This is a genomic window from Variovorax sp. 10N432 (genome assembly GCF_056394465.1).
This window is the reverse complement of record NZ_JBFTHX010000006.1, coordinates 1-16,172: the sequence shown is the minus strand read 5'-3', so window position 1 is coordinate 16,172 and position 16,172 is coordinate 1. Positions and strand designations below refer to the sequence as shown.

Here is a 16,172-nt window from a genome sequence, read left to right as displayed (position 1 = left end):
ATCCGGTCGACGGTCTGGCAGGGGCTGCATCGAGACCCTACACTCGGGATCGCGATCGGTGCCTCCCGATCCTGTCTTCTCAAGGAGGGCCTCCCATGAGCAGCGAAACAGCAGAACGGCGCCGGCTCGACGACACCCATGCGGGCCTCGCGGCCTGGAAGAAGTGGGGGCCGTATCTCAGCGAGCGGCAATGGGGGACGGTGCGCGAGGACTACAGCGACAACGGCGATGCCTGGAACTACTTCACCCACGACCAGGCCCGGTCGCGCGCCTACCGCTGGGGCGAAGACGGACTGGCCGGCATCAGCGACGACCACCAGGTCCTGTGTTTCGCCCTGGCGCTCTGGAACGGCCGCGACCCGATCCTGAAGGAGCGCGCCTTCGGCCTGGCCAACAGCGAGGGCAATCACGGCGAGGACGTCAAGGAGTGCTACTTCTATCTCGATTCGACGCCGACCCACTCGTACATGAAGTACCTGTACAAGTACCCGCAGGCGGCCTACCCGTACAACGACCTCGTCGCCACCAACCGCGGCCGCGGCAGGGACCAGCCCGAATACGAACTGCTCGACACCGGCGTGTTCGACGACGACCGCTATTTCGACGTCTTCGTCGAATACGCCAAGGCGGCGCCCGACGACCTGCTCGTGCGGATCACCGCCTTCAATCGCGGCGCCGACGCGGCGCCCCTGCACCTGCTGCCGACGCTGTGGTTCCGCAACACCTGGTCGCAGCCGGGCGGCGGCTCCAAGCCGGTCATCGAGCGCCTGGCCACCACCGCGGGTGCGGCGGTGCGGGCACGCCATACCGATCCGCTGTTCCTCGAATCGCTGCAGGACTACCACCTCTTCTGCGATGCCGACGTACCGCTGCTCTTCACCGAGAACGAGACCAACAACGCGCGCCTGTTCGGCGGCACCAACGCCTCCCCGTTCGTGAAGGACGGCATCCACGCCTTCGTCGTGCAGGGCGATGCGGGCGCGGTCAATCCCGCGGGCCAGGGCACCAAGGTGGCGGCGCACCACAGGGTCGTCGTCGACCCGGGGCAGTCGCAGGTCGTGCGGCTGCGGCTGACCACCCGCGAGCCCGCTGCGTCGCCCGCGCCGTTCGACGACTTCGACGCCGTCTTCGCCAGCCGGCTCGCGGAGGCCGACGCGTTCTACGCGGCGGTGACGCCGCCCGCGGTGCGCGACGACCCGGACCGTGCGCGCGTCCTGCGCCAGGCGCTGGCCGGCATGCTGTGGACCAAGCAGTACTTCTACTACGACCTCGATCTCTGGCTCGACGAGCACGGCGCGGGCGGCCAGCTGCCGCCTTCGGAGCGGCGCCGGGTCCGCAACATCGAGTGGGGCCACATGTTCAACGACGACATCATCTCGATGCCCGACAAGTGGGAGTACCCGTGGTACGCGGCCTGGGACCTGGCGTTCCACATGATCCCGCTGGGCATGGTCGACCCGGATTTCGCCAAGCAGCAGCTCGACCTGATGCTGCGCAACGACTACCTGCATCCGAACGGCCAGCTGCCCGCCTACGAGTGGAACTTCGGCGACGTCAATCCCCCGGTGCACGCCTGGGCCACGATGCAGCTTTTCCTGATCGACAAGGAGCGCCGCGGCGACAACGGCGACATCGAGTTCCTCAAGTACGCGTTCTCCAAGCTGCTGATCAACTTCACCTGGTGGGTCAACCGGAAGGACCGCACCGGCGCCAACGTATTCGAGGGCGGCTTCCTCGGGCTCGACAACATCGGCGTGTTCGACCGTTCCGCGCCGCTGCCCACGGGCGGCTACCTGGACCAGGCCGACGGCACGGCATGGATGGTGTTCTTCAGCCAGCAGATGCTCCGGATCGCGGTCGAGCTGGCCGTGAATGAGCCGCTGTACGAGGAATTCGTCGAGAAGTTCTTCAACCACACGATGTTCATCGCCGGCGCGATGGACCGGGTCGGCGAGCGCCAGGACGAGATGTGGGACGAGGAAGACGGCTTCTTCTACGACGTGCTGCGCCTGCCGGACGGCAGCGCCACGCGCCTGAAGGTCCGCTCGATCGTCGGGCTGCTGCCGCTGGCCGCGGCGGCCGTGTTCGAGCAGGACACCATCAACAGGCTGCCGCGGTTTCGCGATCGTGCGCGACAGTTCATGGCGCGGCACCCGGAACTCGTGGCGCACGCGCATCTGCCGAACGAGCCCGGCGTCGCCGAGCGACGCATGCTGGCGATCGTCGGCAAGGACAAGCTGCGCCGCATCCTCGCGCGCATGCTGGACGAGAACGAGTTCTTCGGACCGCACGGCATTCGCGCGCTGTCGCGGGTCCACCTCGAACACCCCTACGTCTTCGAGCACGCCGGGCAGTCGTATCGGGTGGCCTATGTGCCGGGCGATTCCGATTCCGGCATGTTCGGCGGCAACTCCAACTGGCGCGGGCCGGTCTGGATGCCGATCAACTTCCTGCTCTACACCTCGCTGCTGCGCCTGTACGCCTACTTCGGCGACGACTTCAAGGTCGAATGCCCGACGGGATCGGGGCAGATGATGACCCTGCTTGAAGTGGCGAAGGAACTGGGCGAGCGCCTGTGCCGCCTCTTCCTGCGCGGCCAGGACGGCCAGCGGCCGGCGCACGGCCCGGCGCCGAAGTTCCGCGACGACCCCCACTGGCGCGACCTGGTGCTGTTCTACGAATACTTCCACGGCGATTCCGGTGCCGGCATCGGCGCCAGCCACCAGACTGGCTGGACCGGCTGCGTCGCGCGCATCATCCAGATCAACGCGCTGCTGACCCGGGACCTGCTGCTCATGCCGGACGCCGAGGCGCAGGCCGCGCGGGCACTGCACGGGGCGACCAGCGCCGGCACCACCGCGCCCTGACCGCTAGGCGTGCGAATCCGGCCCGGCCTCGCCGGTCGAGGGGTCGGCGCTGTCGAGCCAGGCGTTGATCAGGGTATAGGAAACCGCCAGCAGCACCGGACCGACGAAGATCCCGACCAGCCCGAAGCCGAGCAGGCCGCCGATCACGCCGGCGAAGATCAGCAGCAGCGGCAGGTCGGCGCCGCGCTTGATGAGCCACGGGCGCAGGAAGTTGTCCATGGTGCCGACGATCACGGTCCACACCAGCAGGAAGACGCCCCAGCCGGTCGAGCCGTTCCAGAAGACCCAGATCGTCGCCGGCGCCAGCACCAGCGTCGGCCCGAGCTGCACGATGCACAGCATGAACATCACGGCAGTGAGCAGGGCCGCGAAGGGCACGCCGGCGATCGCCAGGCCGATGCCGCCCACCACGGCCTGGACGATCGCCGTCACGCCGACGCCGAGGGCCACGCCCCGGATCGCCTTGCCGGCCAGCACCACGGCATCCTCGCCGCGCGCGCCGCCGAGCCGGCGGCCGAAGCGCCGGACCTCGTTGGCCGCCGATTCGCCCTGGGCATACATCAGGCCCGCGATCACCACGGTCAGCAGGAACTGCAAGCTGAGCGCCCCCACCACCCCGGCCTGCGAGAACAGCCAGCCGGTGACGCGCGAGGCATAGGGCGTGACCTTGGCCTCGATGCCCGCCACGCCCGAAGCCACCAGCTCGTCCCAGGCCAGCACCACCCTGGGCCCGACGAAAGGCACGCCGCCGACCCAGTCGGGCAGCTGCGGCGGGCCCTTGCTGATCTGGAGCTTGAACCAGGCGAGGACTTCGTCGGCGTTGGCCGCGATGGTGGAGATCGCCATCGTCAGCGGCAGCACGAACAGCAGCAGCAGGATCAGCACCATCACCAGCACCGCCAGGCTGCGGCGTCCCCACAGCCGGGCCTCGAACCACAGCAGCGCGGGCCAGCTCGCCACCACCACCATCACGGCCCAGATGGTGGCACCGAGGAAGGGCCGCAAGATCCAGAGGGAAGAGGCGATCAGCAGGACGATGGTCAACACGCTGAACGTGATCTTGGCAAGGTCCGGGCGCGTGTCTGTCATGGGGCGTCACCTCTGTACGGAAGGCGCCATCGTAGCCGAGCCCCGGCTCGGCACGCGATGCTCAGGGCGAGCGGTGCAGGCGCGGCGCCGACAAGGCGTCGACGCTCTGGCGGATGGTCTCGTCGACGTCGCGCCAGCGCCCGGTCAGCCGGGCCAGGACCAGCGCCGCCTGGAGCGCCTGGATGTCCTTGACGCTCGGCGCGACCCTGATCTGCGCGATCGCAGCGTCGGTGTTGCCGCCCTTGAGGAGCGTCAGCACCTTGGCCGCCCAGTCGCTTGTTCTTGCCATGAGTTCCCCTGTGTCGGATCGGAGGGCGACTCTACACCGGCTTCGGCGCCGGCACGCGCGGCGCCGGTCAGTCGACGGCCAACAACCGCGCGAGGGAATTCGCCCACGACATCGTCAACCGACCCGAGCGCGGACAAGGCAATGCACCCGGCCTCCCTGACAATCCGCGCCATGACTGATTCACCGGACATGGACACCCGCCCCGTGCTGATCGCCGGCGGCGGCATCGGCGGCATCGCGCTCGCCCTCACGCTGCACCAGATCGGCGTGCCTTGCATCGTCTTCGAGGCCGTGCCCGAGCTGCAGCCGCTGGGCGTCGGCATCAACCTGCAGCCCAATGCCGTGCGCGAGCTGTACGACCTCGGCTTCGACGACAAGCTGCTCGACACCATCGGCATCCAGGCCCGCGAGTGGGCCCTGGTCGGCCGCAACGGCAATGACATCTATGCCGAGCCGCGCGGCCTGCTGGCGGGCTATCGCTGGCCGCAGTACTCGGTGCACCGCGGCCAGCTGCAGATGCTGCTGTACCGGGCGGCGCTCGAACGGCTCGGCGGCGATGCGATCCGCCTGGGCCACAAGGTCAGCGGATACCGCAACGACGCCGCCGGCGTCACCGCCTTCGTCGACACCCGCGATGGCCGCCGGCTCGAAGTCGAAGGCCGCCTGCTGGTGGCCGCCGACGGCCTGCACTCGGCGGTGCGGGCGCAGATGCACCCCGCGCAGCCGCCCATCCAGTGGGGCGGCGCGATCCTCTGGCGCGGCACCGCGCAAGGCGCGCCGATCCGCAGCGGTGCGTCCTTCGTCGGCGTCGGCTCGCTGCGGCACCGGGTCGTGCTCTACCCGATCTCTCCGCCCGACCCGGCCACCGGCCTGGCCACCATCAACTGGATCGCCGAGATCACGGTCGACAACGCCAAGGGCTGGACCCAGGGCGACTGGAACCGACGCGTTGCGGTCGATGATTTCATCCATCACTTCGAGGGTTGGAACTACGACTGGCTCGACGTGCCCGCCATGCTGCGCGGCGCCTCGGAGGTCTTCGAGTACCCGATGATCGACCGCGACCCGGTGTCCAGCTGGGTCGACGGCGGCGTGGCGCTGCTCGGCGATGCCGCCCACGTGATGTACCCGGTGGGCTCCAACGGCGCCAGCCAGGCGATCGTCGATGCGCGGGTGCTCGGTGCGGCGATGCTGGCCCATGGCGTGACCCCCGCCGCGCTGCAGGCCTACGACGACAAGCTCTGCGCCGACATCTCGGCCCTGGTGCTGCGCAACCGCGGCGCCGGTCCCTTCGGCATCCTGGGCCTGGTCGACGAGCGCTGCGGCGGGGTCTTCGACGACATCGACCAGGTCATTCCGGCGGCCGAGCGGGAGGCCTTCATGGCCCGCTACAAGGCGGCCGCCGGCTTTGCGATCGAGACCCTCAACGCGGCGCCGCCGACGATCGCGCCGGGCGCCCGGGTCCGCTGAGCCGGACGCCGAGCGCCGCCAGGGCGGAGACGGTCGCCAGCACGGTCACGCCCAGCCAGCCCCAGGTCGGCAGCACCAGCGCCGCCAGCGCCGAGCCGATCGCCATGCCGATGAACATGCCGGTGAACAGCACCGCGTTGAGCCGGCTGCGCGCCGCCGGGTCGATGCCGTAGACGATGGTCTGGTGCGCGATCAGCGCGGCCTGCACGCCCAGGTCGAAGCCGACCGCGCTGGCCGCCAGCAGCCAGAGCCGCGCCGGTGTCGACAGCAGCGGCATCAGCGCCATGGCCGCGAACGACAGCACCACCAGGCCGGCGCCGAGGCGCGTCACCAGTTCGGGCCCGCGGCGGTCGGCCAGCCGGCCGGCGAGCGGTGCCGCCAGCGCGCCGGCGGCACCGGCCAGGCCGAAGGCGCCGGCGGCGGCGCTGCCGAGGTGGAAGGGCGCGCCATGCAGCATCACGGCCAGGGTCGACCAGAAGGCACTGAAGCCGATCGCCAGCAGGCCCTGTGCCAGGGTCGCGCGGCGCAGGGCGCCGTGGCGCCGCCACAGCGCGGCCAGCGAACCCAGCAGCGCGCCATAGGCCAGCTGGGTGGTCGGCCGGAAGCGCGGCAGCCCGCGCCAGGCGGCGACGCCGACCAGGGCGATGCTGGCGGCGGCCAACACGAACATCGAGCGCCAGCCGAAATGCTCGGCCACGAAGCCGCTCACCACCCGCGACAGGAGGATGCCCAGCAGCAGCCCGGTCATCACCATGCCGACCACCTTCCCGCGGTGCGATTCGGGGGCCAGCGTGGCCGCGGCCGGGACGATGTCCTGCGCCATCGAGGCCGACAGGCCGATCGCGAGGCTGGCGACCAGCAGCCAGCCGATGCCGGGCGCGGCGCCGGCCAGCAGCAGGGCCGCGCACAGCACGGCCGCCTTGGCGAGGATGATGCGGCGGCGATCGAAGCGGTCGCCGAGCGGCGCCAGCAGCAGGATGCCCAGCGCATAGCCCAGCTGCGTCAAGGTCGGCATGAAGCCGACGGCGCGGGTCGAGGCGCCGATGTCGGCACCCAGCACGCCGAGCATCGGCTGGCTGTAGTAGATCGACGCCACCGCCAGCCCGGCGCCGGTGGCCAGCAGCAGCACCAGCGACGCGGGCAGCCGTTCGGCCGGGGCCACCGGGCGGGGCGCCCCGGTGGCATGCGCTGTTTGAATGGAAGACATGGTGAAAACCCTTGATTTCTTGAATGCATCGAAGTTTGAAGGCATCAGGCTCGCTTTGGTAGCCGGGGCGGACGCACAATAGTTATACGATCCGCGTATGCAAGCCTTCGCCGTGCCGCCCTCCCCGCTGCCAGCGCCCGCGGCCGCCCCGTCCGACCGTATCGAGCTGATGAAGACCTTCGTGCAGATCGTCGAGGCGGGCAGCCTGTCGGCCGCCGCGGCCCAGATGCGGACCACGCAGCCGACGGTCAGCCGCCGGCTGCAGGCGCTGGAGCGCCTGCTGGGCGTGCGCCTGCTGCGCCGCTCGACCCATGCCATGAAGCTGACCGAAGACGGCGAGCGCTGCGTCGAGCGCGCCCGGGAGCTGATCGACAGCTGGCAGGCCTTCGAGTCGGACCTGCGCGGCGACGACGACGAGCCCGAGGGCATGCTGCGCGTGGTGGCACCGCACGCCTTCGGCCAGCAGCTGCTGGTCGGGCCCCTGGCCGACTACCTGCGCAAGCATCCCCGCGTCAGCGTCGAATGGCTGCTGCACGACCGGCGGCCGGACTTCATCGCCGAGGGCGTCGACTGCGCGATCCAGGTCGGCGAAGTGAGTGACCTGGGCGTCGTCGCCATCAAGCTCACCGAGGTGCCACGCATCGTCGTGGCCGCCCCCTCGGTGCTCCAAGGCGCGCCCGCACCCATCCACGCGCGTGAACTCGCGGCGCTGCCATGGCTCGCGCTGCGCACCTTCTACCGCACCGAGATCCAGCTGTCGCACGTCGGAACCGGCGAGGCCTGCCGGGTCGCCATGCGTCCGCGCCTGAGCACCGACAGCCTCTACGCCTTGCGCAGCGCCGCCGTGATGGGCCTGGGCGTGTGCGTGGGGTCGACCTGGCTGCTGGCCGAGGACCTGGCCGAGGGCCGGCTGGTCCAGCTGGTGCCGCAATGGCAGGCTGCCACGCTGCCGGTGCACCTGGTGTATCCGCAGTCGCGGCTGCAGCCGCCGAAGCTCAAGCGCTTCATCGAGGCGATGCGTTTCCAGTGGAACCATGGCGCCGTGCCCGACAATCGGACCGCCGCCCGACCGGGAGAACCGTCGTGACGCCCGTTCCCAAGCCCACCGACGCCGCAGCGCCGCTGCGCTGGCTTCCAGGCTGGCGCACGTTGCGCGCCTACGAGTTCGCCTGGCTGCGCCACGACCTCACGGCCGGCCTGGTACTCACGACCATGCTGGTGCCGGTCGGCATCGCCTATGCCGAGGCCTCGGGCATCGGCGGCATCTACGGGCTCTACGCGACCATCGTCCCGCTGCTCGCCTACGCCCTGTTCGGACCCAGCCGGATCCTCGTGCTGGGCCCGGATTCGGCCCTCGCGGCCCTGATCCTCGCGGTCGTGGCGCCGCTCGCCGCAGGCGACCCGATGCGCGCGGTCGCGCTGGCCAGCGCGATGGCGGTCGTCTCCGGCGTGGTCTGCATCGGTGCCGGCATCGCCAGACTCGGCTTCGTCACCGAGCTGCTTTCGAAGCCGATCCGCTACGGCTACATGAACGGGATCGCGCTCACGGTGATCGTGAGCCAGCTGCCGAAGCTGTTCGGCTTCTCGGTCGAGGCCGAAGGACCGCATCGCCAGCTGTGGGCCTTTGCGCAGGGCCTGCTGTCCGGGCAGTGGAACGGCACCGCCCTGGCCATCGGCGCGGGCACGCTCGGGGGCATCCTGTTGCTGCAGCGCCAGCCCCGCTTTCCCTCCGTGCTGCTGGCGGTGGTGGCCGCCACGGTGGCGGCGGCGGTATTCGACCTGGCGGCACGGGCCGGCATCTCGGTGCTCGGCGACCTGCCGCAGGGCCTGCCCCGGCCGGCGCTGCCGCTCATCGGCATGGCCGACGTCGGCCCGGTGCTGCTCGGCGGCCTGGCCGTGGCGCTGGTGTCCTTCGCCGACACCAGCGTGCTCTCGCGCGTGTATGCGGCCCGGATCCACATGCCGCCGGCCCCGAACCAGGAAATGATCGGCCTCGGCATCGCCAACCTCGCGACCGGCTTCTTCCAGGGCATGCCGATCAGCAGCAGTGCCTCGCGCACGCCGGTGGCCGAGGCCGCCGGGGCGCGCACGCAGCTCACCGGCGTGGTCGGCGCCCTCGCCATCGCGGCGCTGCTGATGTGGGCGCCCAACCTGCTGCACCACCTGCCGAGCGCGGCGCTCGCCGCCGTGGTCATCGCGGCGGCCATCGGCCTCTTCGAGGTCACCGACCTGCGGCGCATCTACCGGATCCAGCAGTGGGAGTTCTGGCTGTCGATGGTCTGCTTCGCCGGTGTCGCGCTGTTCGGCGCGATTCCCGGCATCGGCATCGCGGTGGCCATCGCAGTGATCGAATTCCTCTGGGATGGCTGGCGGCCTCATTCGGCGGTGCTCGGGCGGGTCGACCGCATCAAGGGCTACCACGACATCACCCGCTATCCGCAGGCGGCCCGCATCCCGGGCCTGGTGCTGTTCCGCTGGGACGCACCGCTGTTCTTCGCCAACGCCGAGCTGTTTCGCGACCGGGTCCTCGACGCGGTGGCGAGCTCGCCGACACCGGTGCGCTGGGTCGTGGTCGCGGCCGAGCCGGTCACGAGCGTCGACGTCACGGCCGCCGACATCGTGGCGGAACTCGACGACAGCCTGCTGGCCGAGAACATCGAGCTCTGCTTTGCGGAAATGAAGGACCCGGTCAAGGACAAGCTCAAGCGCTTCGGCCTCTTCGCGCGACTGGGCGCCGAGACTTTCTACCCGACGCTCGGCGAGGCGGTGCGGACCTACCTGCGCAGCCATCCGGTGGCGTGGGAAGACTGGGAGGACGATGCGAAGGCGCCGGAGCGGCCCGGCCCCAAGTGAGCCCGCCACTTCGGCATACTCGCGGCGCGCCAATTTCCTTTTCCCATCTGGAGACCCTATGTCAGGCAACGGCTTTCACGTGCACGGCCCGCACGACCACGAGTTGGAACACGCGAGCTCGCAAGGCGCGCATGCCCCGGACCCGGCGCACGGCGGCGGCAAGAGCATGACCAGCCAGATCGCGGTGTGCACCGCGGTCATCGCCACGGTGGGCGCGATCTTCGCCTACATGGGCGGCCACACCCAGGCCAACGCGGGGCTCTACAAGAACAACGCCGGCATCAAGAAGACCGAGGCGTCGAACCAGTGGAATTTCTACCAGGCCAAGAGCACCAAGCAGGCGCTGGCCGAGTTCGCGCGCGACCTGGCGCCGGACGAGCGCAAGCCGGCGCTGCAGACCAAGGTCGGCCGCTACGAGCAGGAGAAGGCGGAAATCCTGCTGGTCGCCCAGCAGCTCGAGAAAGACGCCCTCGACTGGGACCGGCAGTCCGAGCAGCAGATGCACCAGCACCACCGCTGGGCCCAGGCCACCACTGCGCTCCAGGTGTCGATCGCGCTCGCTGCGATGGCACTGCTGACGCGCAAGAAGTGGCTGGAGTGGGGCATGCTGGCGGTCGCAGGCGTCGGTGTGATCGTCGGGGCCCTGGCTGCGCTTCACATCTGAGGGCGGGCGCAGCGGGCCCGCCGCTGCGATTCAGGGCAGGTCGACGATCTGGATCCAGTTCGGGTTCTTGCCGACGGCAAGGCGCTTCGGGGCGGCCAGCGCGCCGGTCGCCGCATCGATCGCGTGCACCGACACGCTGTGGGAGTCCTGCCCGGCGACCACCAGCCAGCGGCCGGTCGAATCGATGGCGAACCCGCGCGGCGTCTTTTCGGTCGGCGTCTGGCCGAGCGGCTGCAGCAGGCCGCTGGCGGGGTCGACCCGGAACGCCGACAGCGTGCTGCTGGTGCGCTCGGACGCATAGAGGAGCTTGCCGTCGGGCGTCAGGTGCAGGTCCGCCGCCCAGGGCTTGCCGGTGAAGCCGGCCGGCAGGGTCGTGGTCCGCTGCAGCTCGCGCAGCGTCCCGCGCGCGCCGTCCCAGGCATAGACGTACAACGAGGCGTCGACTTCGTTCACCAGGTAGAGGAAGCGCTGTCCCTGGTCCCAGACAAAATGCCGCGGCCCCGACTTCGGCCCCGCCGCGACCAGCGCCGGATCGCTTGATGTAAGCACCCCCTTCTCGGCATCGAGGCGCCAGACCGAGAGGTTGTCGCCACCCAGGCTGGTCGCCAGCACAAAGCGGTTGGTGGCGTCGGCATGGATCGCATGGGCATTGGGCGCCGTCGGGATCAGCTGCTGCACGGCGCCGACCGCGCCGTCCTGGCCGATCGAATTGACCGTGATCTTGTGCCCCGGGTAGGACGCGGCGAACAGCCAGCGGCCGCTGGCGTCGACGTCGATGTTGGCCATGCTGTCGGCCAGGGGCGCCTCGCCCAGCTTGCGCAGCCGGCCACTGGCACCGTCGATGGCAAAGCTCGCGACCCTGAACGGTTGAGAACGCAGGGCCGCATACAGGAAGCGCTTGTCCGGGCTGACCGCCATCGGCATCACGGTCCCGGCCACCGCGACGGTGTCCACCGGCTTGAGCAGCCCCTGGGCCCGATCGAGTTCGAGCACCGAGATGTCCTGGCTGTCGGCGTTCGCCACATAGACGAAGGTGGCGGCCTGGGCAGCGGCCGCCAGCCACAGGGCGGCGCCCGCCAGCAGGGTGATGGCGCGGGGCCGCGTGGTGCGCGAGGGCATGGAAGGTCTCCTTGGATTGTTTGTTTGCAGAGGTTATCTGTTGTCGTACAACTTATCAAGATTTCGCCAAGTCATCAGATGACATGCGCGCCTTGCAGCCGCGTGAGGCGCCGGCACCCGGCAAAACGTCAATCCACAGTGCCACTTCGGCAACCAGCGAGGGCGAATGCGGCATCCTCGAGGCTATCGGTTGGCATCCGGGCCGGGGACACTGATGCTCATTCACAGGGACTCTCGCCATGACCCGCCCATCCCATCCCGCCACCCTCTACCTCAGCGCCCCGGAGATGATCCGGCTGGTCCGGCGCCTGGGCCTGCCGGCGTGCATCGCCGGCGTCGCCGAGCGCATCCGCCGCGAGTTCCTGCGCTGGAACGAATTCGACAAGAGCGCGCGGCTCGCCTGCCATTCCGAACTCGGCGTCATCGAGTTGATGCCGATCGCCGACGCGTCGCAGTTCGCCTTCAAGTACGTGAACGGGCATCCGGGCAACCACCGCCACGGGCTGCCCACGGTGATGGCCTTCGGCGTGCTCGCCGACGTCCGCACCGGCATGCCCCGGCTGCTGTCCGAGCTGACGCTGAGCACGGCGATCCGGACCGCGGCGATGTCCGCGCTCGCCGCGCGCAGCCTGGCGCGGCCCGGCAGCCGCAGGATGGCCTTGATCGGCAACGGCGCGCAAGCCGAATTCCAGGCGCTGGCGTTCCGCGACCTGGTCGGGATCGAGGTGCTGAGCCTCTACGACACCGACCCCGCCGCCACCGCCAAGCTGGTCGCCAACCTGGCCGGCCAGGGCCTGCGGCTCGAGGTCTGCGCAAGCGCCGCCGAAGCGGTGCGCGGTGCCGACATCGTGACCACGGCCACCGCCGACAAGACCCGCGCGGCCATCCTCAGGCCCGCCATGATCGAGCCCGGCATGCACATCAACGCCGTCGGCGGCGACTGCCCCGGCAAGACCGAGCTGCACCGCGGCGTGCTCGAGATGGGCTCGGTGTTCGTGGAGTTCGAGCCGCAGTCGCGGATCGAAGGCGAGATCCAGCAGCTGCCGGCCGACTTCGCCGTGACCGAGTTCTGGCAGGTGCTGGCCGGGCACCGACCCGGCCGGCGCGGCCCCTCGGAGGTCACGGTGTTCGACTCGGTCGGCTTCGCGCTCGAGGATTTCGCCGCCCTGGCGTTCATGGGCGAGCGGGCCGCGGAACTCGGCTTCGGCGAGGCGATCGAGCTGGTGGCGAATGCCGCCGACCCCAAGGATCTGTTCGGCCTGCTGACATCGAAGCCGCTCGCTGCCGGCGCCGATGCGGTGGCGGGCCTGCAGGCCGCTCGACGCCGGCCTCCGATTCGCCTACGCTCTGCGCCCAGGGCCGGCGCCGCCGCACCCGCCGGCGGGGCTCGTCGAATTCCTGAAAGGCACAAGGCATGAATCTCCAACTCAGGGGCCGGCTGGCCCTGGTCTCCGGCAGCACGGCCGGCATCGGACACGCCATCGCGCAGGCACTGGCGGCCGAGGGCGCCCGGGTGATCGTCAACGGGCGTTCGCAGACCTCGGTGGATGCGGCGGTCGCCCAGATCGAGGCGGCGGACGGCGGCGAGGCCATCGGCTTCGCCGGCGACCTGAGCACGGCCGCGGTCGCGGAGGCCCTGGTGGCTCGGCACCCGGGCATCGAGATCCTGGTCAACAACCTCGGCATCTTCGAGCCCAAGCCCTTCGAGGAGATCCCGGACGAGGACTGGACGCGCTTCTTCGACGTCAACGTGCTGAGCGGCGTCCGCCTGGCGCGCCTGGTGCTGCCCGCGATGCGGCGCGCGGACTGGGGCCGCATCATCTTCATCTCCAGCGAGAGCGCGGTCCAGATTCCGGCCGAGATGATTCACTACGGCATGACGAAGACGGCGCAGCTGGCCGTCTCGCGCGGATTGGCCGAGGCGGTCGCGGGCACCGGCATCACCGTCAACAGCGTCCTGCCGGGGCCGACCCGGTCGCGCGGCGTGGGCGAGTTCGTCGAGGCGCTGGCCAAGGCCGACGGCAAGTCCTTCGAGGCCTACGAGCGGGAGTTCTTCGAGAAGGTGCGGCCCACCTCCCTCATCCGGCGCTTCGAAACGCCGCAGGAGATCGCCTCGCTGGTGGCCTACATCGCCAGCCCGCTGTCTTCCGGGACCACGGGCGCGGCGCTGCGCGTCGACGGCGGCTGCACCAAGAGCGCCTTCTAGCCAGGTCGACACTTGTCATCCAGAGCCGCCCGCATCGCACTGTCGGTCTCGGCCGCCGCCCTGGGGAGCATCGCCGCCTACTGGGGCCTGCTGGCGACACGCCAGGGACACATCCTGTTCGACGCCCGCAAGCATCCGGTGGTCCACCTGTCCGACGATTTCTCCGCCTACTCCCACGCGGTGCCGGGCGGGATGGTTCGCGGCTATGTCTACCACCCCGAGGGCGAGCCTGCGATGCAGGACCTGTTCATCTATTTCGCCGGCCGCGGCGAAGACGTCCGCGCCACGGCGCAGGCGCTGCACTGGCTGCCGGCGGGCTTCGGGTTCGCGGCGCTCAACTACCGGGGCGTGGCGGATTCGCAGGGCGACCCCTCCGAGGTGGCGTCCGTTCAAGACGCGCGCCAGTTCGCCGATCACTTGCGCCAGGCCTTCCCGCAGACCCGCCTGCACGTGGTCGGGCGCAGCCTGGGGACGGGCGTGGCGATCCAACTCGTGGCGCGGCAGGATTTCTCGAGCCTGCAGCTGGTCACGCCCTACGACTCGATGCTGGAAGTGGCCAAGCGGCGCTATCCACTGGTGCCGCTGTCCCTGCTGCTGCGCCACCAGTTCAACTCCCTGGCGCACTCCAGGGAGGTCGCTGCGAAGACCCAGGTCCTGCTGGCCGAAAGCGACGAGGTCGTGCTGCATGAGCGCTCGCAGAAGCTGATCGCGGCCTGGCCGACGCCCGTCAGCGTGCAGACCATCGCCGGCTCCAACCACCACGACATCATGAGCTTCGAGACGACCTGGCTCCATCTGGTCGATTTCGCGTTGACCGCCGTGCTGCCTGCGCCGGAAGCAGCCTAGTTAGGCAGCGAGCCGGACCGGCCGGGCCGGCCGCGCCCACAGCACGTTCACCATTTCATGGAAGCGCTTCGTGCCGAGATGCATGAAGCGCAGGTTCATCGTCGCCAGCGCCTCGATCGCATCGTCCATGTCGGCTGCGGTCGGAGGCGGCTCCTGGAACAGCGTGGCCCGGACGGTTTCCCAGGTCGCCTGGATCGCCCTCATCTCGTCCTGGTCGGCGCCGGGTTCGAACAGCGCGACGACCTCCCCCGGCTCGAAGTTCTGGGCGCCGCGCGACCGGGCGTCGGTCTCGATGACCTCGATGGCGCAACGCAGCGCGTCGAGCCTTCCCTTGTCCGGCTTGAACCCCCTCGACATCTTCCAGTAGTTTTCGATCGCTTCGTAGCGGAAGCGAAGACCGAGGCGCAGCAAGGTCACGAGCAGGCCGAGGTCGCCCGGCACGTCGAACAGGGGCGCGACGACGGTGGGCACGAGATGGACGTGAAAGCGACGCGCGCCCCGCCTGAACACTTCGAGCTTGGCCAGCTGCGGCTGGAACGACCCCTTGGTGCCGCCCGCGTGGAAGACAGCCTGGATCGGCACGAACTCGCGGTCGTTGCTCGCCAGATGGATGCTCTTCTGCAACTCGGTCAGCCATCGCTTGTCGAGCGAGGGCGCCACGGCCTCCACGACGCTCTTCCAGGTCAGGCTGCCCCGGGAAATGAGGCCGAAGAGCCGCTTGGTGTCGGCGCCCATCTCGACCACGGCGTTGTCCGGAAGGGAAGGCCCGCCAAGGCGCCCGGGGGCCGGCAGGACGATGTCCATGTAGTACTCGAACTGGACGCAGTCGTCCTGCGGCAGGCTCAGGAGTTCGGCCAGCCGGGCCAGCCAGGCAGCCCCCGGGACCGGCGTCCGCTGCAGCTTCAAGCGGCGGCCGATCATCTGGTAGAGCGCCAGCAGGCCATCGCCGGAGCCGAGGTCCGCGCCCTCGTAGTCCTTCAATGGCGTCGCGAGGTCGGTGGGATTCATGCCCGAATGGCAGACCGGGATGATCGGCAGGCCTTTCATCCATGCCGCACCGATCTCGAACTGGACCCAGGGCCGCTGGACCGATGCCTTGCTGCACAGCACGATCACGGCGTCCGCCTTCGCGATCGCGCGCTCGACGGCCTCGAGCCATTGCACGCCGAGTTCGATGGTGCCCACGTCCGAGGACGCGAAGAACTCGACCATGCCGAGGAAGTCTTCCTCCATCATGTCCTTCAGGAGGATCGCGACGTCTTTTTCTTCGGAGATGTGGCTGACGAACAGCTGGACCATGGACCACCTCGCACCATCACATGCCGATTGCACTGATGGCAGGTATAGCCTGTCTGGCGTTATTTATCGTCCCCCGTATGGCGTACGCCGGAAGAGCGGGTCCTCACATCGGCGCTAGCTGTGAAGTTTCAGTAGGTTGTTCATCCGTCCCAGATTTGGGAAGCTGTGGTTACCAAGACACGGCTACTCAACTCAGGAGAGACGGATGAACAGCCATAAGCATGCGAGATTGACGCCCAAAGGTCGAGCCCTCCTGGTAAGCC

The 16,172-nt window shown here is 69.6% G+C and carries 13 protein-coding genes; 8 read left to right on the top strand and 5 right to left on the bottom strand.

Going from position 1 to position 16,172, the window contains the following annotated elements; all coding sequences use genetic code 11:
- The first annotated feature begins 95 nt into the window (after positions 1 to 95).
- The gene (locus AC1DF3_RS09130) at positions 96 to 2,867 is read left to right on the top strand and encodes an MGH1-like glycoside hydrolase domain-containing protein (RefSeq protein WP_478139422.1); all 2,772 of its coding nucleotides are present in this window, start codon (positions 96 to 98) and stop codon (positions 2,865 to 2,867) included.
- A gap of 3 nt (positions 2,868 to 2,870) precedes the next feature.
- On the opposite strand, the gene ydiK is transcribed toward AC1DF3_RS09130, so the two are convergent.
- Together ydiK and AC1DF3_RS09120 are read right to left on the bottom strand one after the other, a co-directional pair.
- The gene (gene ydiK / locus AC1DF3_RS09125) at positions 2,871 to 3,956 is read right to left on the bottom strand and encodes an AI-2E family transporter YdiK (protein WP_286530930.1); all 1,086 of its coding nucleotides are present in this window, start codon (positions 3,954 to 3,956) and stop codon (positions 2,871 to 2,873) included.
- Positions 3,957 to 4,017: 61 nt separating this feature from the next.
- Complete coding sequence (locus tag AC1DF3_RS09120; RefSeq protein ID WP_286520507.1) at positions 4,018 to 4,245, bottom strand: hypothetical protein; 228 nt, start codon at positions 4,243 to 4,245, stop codon at positions 4,018 to 4,020.
- 171 nt (positions 4,246 to 4,416) lie between these two features.
- Between AC1DF3_RS09120 and AC1DF3_RS09115 the strand changes: the two genes are divergently transcribed.
- A complete protein-coding gene (locus AC1DF3_RS09115) occupies positions 4,417 to 5,715 on the top strand; it encodes a flavin-dependent oxidoreductase (protein WP_478139421.1) in 1,299 nt (432 codons plus the stop codon).
- On the opposite strand, the gene AC1DF3_RS09110 is transcribed toward AC1DF3_RS09115, so the two are convergent.
- On the bottom strand, positions 5,669 to 6,922 hold the full coding sequence (locus AC1DF3_RS09110) for an MFS transporter (protein WP_478139420.1): 1,254 nt from the start codon (positions 6,920 to 6,922) through the stop codon (positions 5,669 to 5,671). The genes AC1DF3_RS09115 and AC1DF3_RS09110 overlap by 47 nt on opposite strands.
- A gap of 97 nt (positions 6,923 to 7,019) precedes the next feature.
- On the opposite strand from AC1DF3_RS09110, the gene AC1DF3_RS09105 reads away from it, so the two are divergent.
- The 3 genes from AC1DF3_RS09105 to AC1DF3_RS09095 are packed head-to-tail and all read left to right on the top strand — an operon-like array spanning position 7,020 to position 10,439.
- On the top strand, positions 7,020 to 8,009 hold the full coding sequence (locus AC1DF3_RS09105) for a LysR family transcriptional regulator (protein WP_286530926.1): 990 nt from the start codon (positions 7,020 to 7,022) through the stop codon (positions 8,007 to 8,009).
- Positions 8,006 to 9,775, top strand: coding sequence for a SulP family inorganic anion transporter (locus AC1DF3_RS09100; RefSeq protein WP_478139419.1), 1,770 nt, complete (start codon positions 8,006 to 8,008; stop codon positions 9,773 to 9,775). Before AC1DF3_RS09105 ends, AC1DF3_RS09100 begins: the two co-directional genes overlap by 4 nt.
- Before the next feature lie 58 nt (positions 9,776 to 9,833).
- Positions 9,834 to 10,439: a DUF4337 domain-containing protein gene (locus tag AC1DF3_RS09095; RefSeq protein WP_478139418.1), complete on the top strand. Its 606-nt coding sequence runs from the start codon at positions 9,834 to 9,836 to the stop codon at positions 10,437 to 10,439.
- Positions 10,440 to 10,469: 30 nt separating this feature from the next.
- On the opposite strand, the gene AC1DF3_RS09090 is transcribed toward AC1DF3_RS09095, so the two are convergent.
- Positions 10,470 to 11,558 carry a lactonase family protein gene (locus AC1DF3_RS09090; protein ID WP_478139417.1) on the bottom strand — a complete coding sequence of 363 codons (1,089 nt, stop codon included), beginning with the start codon at positions 11,556 to 11,558 and terminating at the stop codon, positions 10,470 to 10,472.
- A gap of 239 nt (positions 11,559 to 11,797) precedes the next feature.
- On the opposite strand from AC1DF3_RS09090, the gene AC1DF3_RS09085 reads away from it, so the two are divergent.
- From AC1DF3_RS09085 to AC1DF3_RS09075, 3 genes are read left to right on the top strand one after another with little or no spacing between them, the layout of a single operon-like run.
- Positions 11,798 to 12,976 (top strand): ornithine cyclodeaminase, encoded by a 1,179-nt coding sequence (locus AC1DF3_RS09085; RefSeq protein WP_478139416.1) that lies wholly within the window; start codon positions 11,798 to 11,800, stop codon positions 12,974 to 12,976.
- Positions 12,973 to 13,764, top strand: coding sequence for an SDR family NAD(P)-dependent oxidoreductase (locus tag AC1DF3_RS09080; protein ID WP_478139415.1), 792 nt, complete (start codon positions 12,973 to 12,975; stop codon positions 13,762 to 13,764). Before AC1DF3_RS09085 ends, AC1DF3_RS09080 begins: the two co-directional genes overlap by 4 nt.
- A gap of 12 nt (positions 13,765 to 13,776) precedes the next feature.
- Positions 13,777 to 14,610 (top strand): alpha/beta hydrolase, encoded by an 834-nt coding sequence (locus AC1DF3_RS09075; protein ID WP_478139414.1) that lies wholly within the window; start codon positions 13,777 to 13,779, stop codon positions 14,608 to 14,610.
- Here the strand turns inward: AC1DF3_RS09075 and AC1DF3_RS09070 are convergent, their stop codons facing one another.
- The gene (locus AC1DF3_RS09070; protein ID WP_301816010.1) at positions 14,611 to 15,909 is read right to left on the bottom strand and encodes a toll/interleukin-1 receptor domain-containing protein; all 1,299 of its coding nucleotides are present in this window, start codon (positions 15,907 to 15,909) and stop codon (positions 14,611 to 14,613) included.
- Positions 15,910 to 16,172: the final 263 nt, after the last annotated feature.

Bases quoted from the DNA above. Each gene is read 5' to 3' on its own strand.
- AC1DF3_RS09130 (WP_478139422.1), top strand. From the start codon at position 96: ATGAGCAGCGAAACAGCAGAACGGCGCCGGCTCGACGACACCCATGCG.
- ydiK (WP_286530930.1), bottom strand. From the start codon at position 3,956: ATGACAGACACGCGCCCGGACCTTGCCAAGATCACGTTCAGCGTGTTG.
- AC1DF3_RS09120 (WP_286520507.1), bottom strand. From the start codon at position 4,245: ATGGCAAGAACAAGCGACTGGGCGGCCAAGGTGCTGACGCTCCTCAAG.
- AC1DF3_RS09115 (WP_478139421.1), top strand. From the start codon at position 4,417: ATGACTGATTCACCGGACATGGACACCCGCCCCGTGCTGATCGCCGGC.
- AC1DF3_RS09110 (WP_478139420.1), bottom strand. From the start codon at position 6,922: ATGTCTTCCATTCAAACAGCGCATGCCACCGGGGCGCCCCGCCCGGTG.
- AC1DF3_RS09105 (WP_286530926.1), top strand. From the start codon at position 7,020: ATGCAAGCCTTCGCCGTGCCGCCCTCCCCGCTGCCAGCGCCCGCGGCC.
- AC1DF3_RS09095 (WP_478139418.1), top strand. From the start codon at position 9,834: ATGTCAGGCAACGGCTTTCACGTGCACGGCCCGCACGACCACGAGTTG.
- AC1DF3_RS09090 (WP_478139417.1), bottom strand. From the start codon at position 11,558: ATGCCCTCGCGCACCACGCGGCCCCGCGCCATCACCCTGCTGGCGGGC.
- AC1DF3_RS09085 (WP_478139416.1), top strand. From the start codon at position 11,798: ATGACCCGCCCATCCCATCCCGCCACCCTCTACCTCAGCGCCCCGGAG.
- AC1DF3_RS09080 (WP_478139415.1), top strand. From the start codon at position 12,973: ATGAATCTCCAACTCAGGGGCCGGCTGGCCCTGGTCTCCGGCAGCACG.
- AC1DF3_RS09070 (WP_301816010.1), bottom strand. From the start codon at position 15,909: ATGGTCCAGCTGTTCGTCAGCCACATCTCCGAAGAAAAAGACGTCGCG.